This window comes from Bifidobacterium sp. SO1 (assembly GCF_018555335.1).
Lineage (GTDB): Bacteria > Actinomycetota > Actinomycetes > Actinomycetales > Bifidobacteriaceae > Bifidobacterium > Bifidobacterium simiiventris.
On sequence record NZ_JAFEJR010000043.1, the window covers coordinates 1 to 5401 of the forward strand.

Sequence of the window (5401 nt, forward strand, 5' to 3'; positions counted from 1 at the left end):
ATGAGGGGTGAGGTTTTTGTGTGGACGTCCTTCCTTATAGGATGTTCCGTCAATTGATGTTTTGAGAGTCATTCAATGGTTCTCTTCACGAGGTTTTTTTGTGGAGGGTTCGATTCTGGCTCAGGATGAACGCTGGCGGCGTGCTTAACACATGCAAGTCGAACGGGATCCCAAAGCTTGCTTTGGGTGAGAGTGGCGAACGGGTGAGTAATGCGTGACCGACCTGCCCTGTACTCCGGAATAGCTCCTGGAAACGGGTGGTAATGCCGGATGCTCCACATGAGCGCATGCGATTGTGGGAAAGCTTTTGCGGTATGGGATGGGGTCGCGTCCTATCAGCTTGACGGTGGGGTAACGGCCCACCGTGGCTTCGACGGGTAGCCGGCCTGAGAGGGCGACCGGCCACATTGGGACTGAGATACGGCCCAGACTCCTACGGGAGGCAGCAGTGGGGAATATTGCACAATGGGCGCAAGCCTGATGCAGCGACGCCGCGTGCGGGATGGAGGCCTTCGGGTTGTAAACCGCTTTTCATTGGGATCAAGGCACCTTCGGGTGTTGAGTGTACTTTTGGAATAAGCACCGGCTAACTACGTGCCAGCAGCCGCGGTAATACGTAGGGTGCAAGCGTTATCCGGAATTATTGGGCGTAAAGAGCTCGTAGGCGGTTCGTCGCGTCTGGTGTGAAAGCCCATCGCTTAACGGTGGGTCTGCGCCGGGTACGGGCGGGCTGGAGTGCGGTAGGGGAGACTGGAATTCCCGGTGTAACGGTGGAATGTGTAGATATCGGGAGGAACACCAATGGCGAAGGCAGGTCTCTGGGCCGTTACTGACGCTGAGGAGCGAAAGCGTGGGGAGCGAACAGGATTAGATACCCTGGTAGTCCACGCCGTAAACGGTGGACGCTGGATGTGGGGCCCTTTCCACGGGTTCCGTGTCGGAGCTAACGCGTTAAGCGTCCCGCCTGGGGAGTACGGCCGCAAGGCTAAAACTCAAAGAAATTGACGGGGGCCCGCACAAGCGGCGGAGCATGCGGATTAATTCGATGCAACGCGAAGAACCTTACCTGGGCTTGACATGTTCCCGACAGCGGCAGAGATGTCGCCTCCCTTCGGGGCGGGTTCACAGGTGGTGCATGGTCGTCGTCAGCTCGTGTCGTGAGATGTTGGGTTAAGTCCCGCAACGAGCGCAACCCTCGCCCCGTGTTGCCAGCAATTCGGTTGGGGACTCACGGGGGACCGCCGGGGTTAACTCGGAGGAAGGTGGGGATGACGTCAGATCATCATGCCCCTTACGTCCAGGGCTTCACGCATGCTACAATGGCCGGTACAACGGGATGCGACAAGGCGACTTGGAGCGGATCCCTGAAAACCGGTCTCAGTTCGGATCGGAGCCTGCAACCCGGCTCCGTGAAGGTGGAGTCGCTAGTAATCGCGGATCAGCAACGCCGCGGTGAATGCGTTCCCGGGCCTTGTACACACCGCCCGTCAAGTCATGAAAGTGGGCAGCACCCGAAGCCGGTGGCCTAACCTCTTTTGAGGGGGGAGCCGTCTAAGGTGAGGCTCGTGATTGGGACTAAGTCGTAACAAGGTAGCCGTACCGGAAGGTGCGGCTGGATCACCTCCTTTCTACGGAGAATTCAGGATGCTGTTTGGCATCCGGTGTGTGCCCCGCGCCGCGGACAGTCCGTGGTTGGTCGGGGTCGCTGGTGTGGAAATGATCATTCGGCTCGCGGGTTCGTCCTGCGGGGAGTGGTGCGGATGCGCTTTTGGGTCCCCGGACCGTCACCCCAAGGATCGTTGGTTCTTGGTGCGGTTCGTGCCCATGCCCGGCACGCGGGTCTTCGGATTCGGCCGGTTGCGGGTGTGGTGCGTGGTGGTTTGAGAACTGGATAGTGGACGCGAGCAGAGGCGAGCGAGAGTTTTTTTCTTGTTTGTTTTCTGCTGTTTTTTCGCCGGACTCCGTTTTGGAGTCTGGTTGTTTGATCGTTTTGTGATCGTTAGTGTGATGATTTGTCGTCAAGCGTGAATCAGCTCGTTTGAATGCGTGCAACGTTCACCGTTGTGGTGTGTTGCTTGCAAGGGCGTGTGGTGGATGCCTTGGCGGACAGGACCGATGAAGGACGTGTGAGGCGACGATATGCCTCGGGGAGCCGCCAACAGGGCTTTGATCCGAGGATTTCCGAATGGGGGAACCCGGCCACCGTTATGGGTGGTCACCGCAGTTTTGCGGGGGGTACGCAGGGAAGTGAAACATCTCAGTACCTGCAGGAAAGGATACTCCGTGAGTAGTGGCGAGCGAAAGCGGATGAGGCCAAACCGGTTGCGTGTGATACCCGTCGGGGGTTGCGCTGCCGGTGTTGCGGGACGCGTGTCCCGGTACCGACGTGCCGGGCGGAAGTGAGAAAACTCTGGCTGAGGCGAACCGGATTGAAGGCCGGGCCGCAGCGGGTGCCAGCCCCTTAGCCGAAGGGCCAGGGTCTTCCGATCGTGTTCCCAAGTAGCCCGGGCCTCGTGGAATCCCGGGTGAATCTGCCCAGACCGTTGGGTAAGCCTAAGTATTCCTGTCCGACCGATAGCGTACTAGTACCGTGAGGGAAAGGTGAAAAGCACCCCGGGAGGGGAGTGAAACAGTTCCTGAAACCGTGCGCCTACGATCCGTCGGAGCCTTTCGGGGTGACGGCGTGCCTATCGAAAAATGAGTCTGCGAGTCAGTGGCATGTGGCGAGCGTAAGCCGTGTGGTGTACGCGTAGCGAAAGCGAGTCTTAAAAGGCGTATGAGTCGCGTGTCCTGGACCCGAAGCGGGATGATCTAGCCCTGGGCAGGCTGAAGCGCGGGTAAGACCGCGTGGAGGGCCGTACCCACCTGGGTTGAAAACCGGGGGGATGACCTGGGGCTAGGGGTGAAAGGCCAATCAAATTCCGTGATAGCTGGTTCTCTCCGAAATGCATTTAGGTGCAGCGTCGGTTGATTGCGTCCGGGGGGTAGAGCTACTGGATGCTTGCGGGCCCGTACTGGGTACCAACAGCAGCCAAACTCCGAATACCCGTGGCGTGTATGCCGGCAGTGAGTCGGCGGGGGATAAGCTCCGTCGTCGAAAGGGAAACAGCCCAGATCGTCGTCTAAGGTCCCCAAGCGCGTGCTAAGTGGGAAAGGATGTGGAGTCGCATAGACAGCCAGGAGGTTGGCTCAGAAGCAGCCATCCTTGAAAGAGTGCGTAACAGCTCACTGGTCTAGTGGTTCCGCGCCGACAATGTAGCGGGGCTCAAGCACGCCACCGAAGACGCGGCAGTACTTTGTACTGGGTAGGAGAGCGTCCCCAACGGGGCGAAGCGGGGGTGTAAACGTCCGTGGACTGTTGGGGAGTGAGAATGCAGACATGAGTAGCGAGAGGCGGGTGCGAATCCCGTCCGCTGGATGACCAAGGGTTCCGGGGCCACGCTCGTCGTCCCCGGGTGAGTCGGGTCCTAAGGCGAGGCCGACAGGCGTAGTCGAATGGATGAACGGGTCGATATTCCCGTACCGGCTTGAGACCGACAAAACCGAGGCCGTGAGTACTAACCTCCGGTTCGTGGTGATCCTTCCTTCGGGTTGGTGATCCGTGGACTGTTGGGACCGTAGCGGTAGTAGGTCGACGCAGGAGTGACGCAGGAGGGTAGCCGGCCGCGGAGGTGGTTTTCCGTGGTCAAGCGTGTGGCCCGCATCCCAGGCAAATCCGGGGTGCATGAGGGTGAGGCGCGATGATGGGGACGAAAGTCCGAATCCGGTGATCCCATGCTGCCGAGAAAAGCTTCGGCGTTAGGGCTCTTGCCGCCCGTACCCCAAACCGACACTGGTGGTCAGGTAGAGAATACCGAAGCGATCGAGCGAATCCTGGTCAAGGAACTCGGCAAATCACTCCCGTGCCTTCGGTATAAGGGAGACCCCTTGGGGTGAAGCGCCTCGCGCGTGGAGCCTTGGGGGGTGGCACAGGCCAGGGGGTAGCGACTGTTTACCAAAAACACAGGAGCGTGCGAAGGCGCAAGCCGCTGTATACGCTCTGACGCCTGCCCGGTGCCGGAAGGTTAAGAGGATCCGTCAGCCTTTTGGTGAAGCGGTGAATTCAAGCCCCGGTAAACGGCGGTGGTAACTATAACCATCCTAAGGTAGCGAAATTCCTTGTCGGGTAAGTTCCGACCTGCACGAATGGCGTAACGACTTCCCCACTGTCTCGACCAGGAGCTCGGCGAAATTGCAGTACGAGTAAAGATGCTCGTTAAGCGCAGAAGGACGAAAAGACCCCGGGACCTTTACTATACCTTGGTATTGGCGTTAGGCGCGGATTGTGTAGCATAGGCGGGAGACTTCGAAGCGGGTGCGCCAGCATCCGTGGAGTCGCAAGGTGAAATACCGCTCTGTTCTCGTTTGACGTCTAACCACGGCCAGTCATCCTGGCCTGGGACAGTGCCTGGCGGGTAGTTTAACTGGGGCGGTTGCCTCCCAAAGAGTAACGGAGGCGCTCAAAGGTCCGCTCAGCCCGGTTGGCAATCGGGTGTCGAGTGTAATCGCACAAGCGGGCTTGACTGCGAGAACGACGGTTCGAGCAGGGACGAAAGTCGGAGATAGTGATCCGGTGCCGGCGCACGGGCGCGGCATCGCTCAACGGATAAAAGGTACCCCGGGGATAACAGGCTGATCATTCCCAAGAGTCCATATCGACGGGATGGTTTGGCACCTCGATGTCGGCTCGTCGCATCCTGGGGCTGGAGCAGGTCCCAAGGGTTCGGCTGTTCGCCGATTAAAGCGGCACGCGAGCTGGGTTCAGAACGTCGTGAGACAGTTTGGTCTCTATCCTCTGCGCTCGTTGGAATCTTGAGGAGGCCTGCCCATAGTACGAGAGGACCTGGGTGGACGAACCTCTGGTATGCCGGTTGTCACGCCAGTGGCACGGCCGGTTGGCTACGTTCGGAAGGGATAACCGCTGAAAGCATCTAAGCGGGAAGCCCGCTCCAAGATAAGGATTCCATGCAGGCTTGACCTGCGAGACCCCCCATGCAGAACACGTGGTCGATAGGCCGGACGTGGAAGCCCCGCAAGGGGTGGAGCCGACCGGTACTAACGGGGAAAAGGCAATACACTCATCCGACCATTCATGGTTGGACACGCATCACTCGACTGGCTCATGCGACACGACATTGAGCACTGCGCACGAAACGAATCAACGCGTCCACTATCCGGTCCCCGAACCACCACGAATGCCGGCAAGCCATGCTGCTTGACCGATAGAATTGAAGATTTGCGGCGGTCATGGCCCAGGTGAGACGCCCGGTCCCATTCCGAACCCGGAAGCTAAGGCCTGGCACGGCGATGGTACTGCACTCGACAGGGTGTGGGAGAGTAGCACGCCGCCGCATTTACACGT

The 5401-nt window shown here is 59.1% G+C and carries 3 rRNA genes; all 3 read left to right on the plus strand.

From position 1 onward, the window contains the following. Positions 1-97: 97 nt before the first annotated feature. The 3 genes from JS541_RS14545 to rrf all read left to right on the plus strand — a co-directional run bounded on the left by JS541_RS14545 (position 98) and on the right by rrf (position 5393). Positions 98-1628: ribosomal RNA gene (locus JS541_RS14545) — 16S ribosomal RNA — on the plus strand. A 439-nt stretch (positions 1629-2067) separates the two neighbouring features. After that, positions 2068-5118 (plus strand): 23S ribosomal RNA (locus JS541_RS14550). Positions 5119-5276: 158 nt separating this feature from the next. Continuing rightward, a 5S ribosomal RNA gene (gene rrf / locus JS541_RS14555) occupies positions 5277-5393 on the plus strand. The 16S, 23S and 5S rRNA genes sit together here, the layout of an rRNA operon. Positions 5394-5401 lie beyond the last annotated feature (8 nt).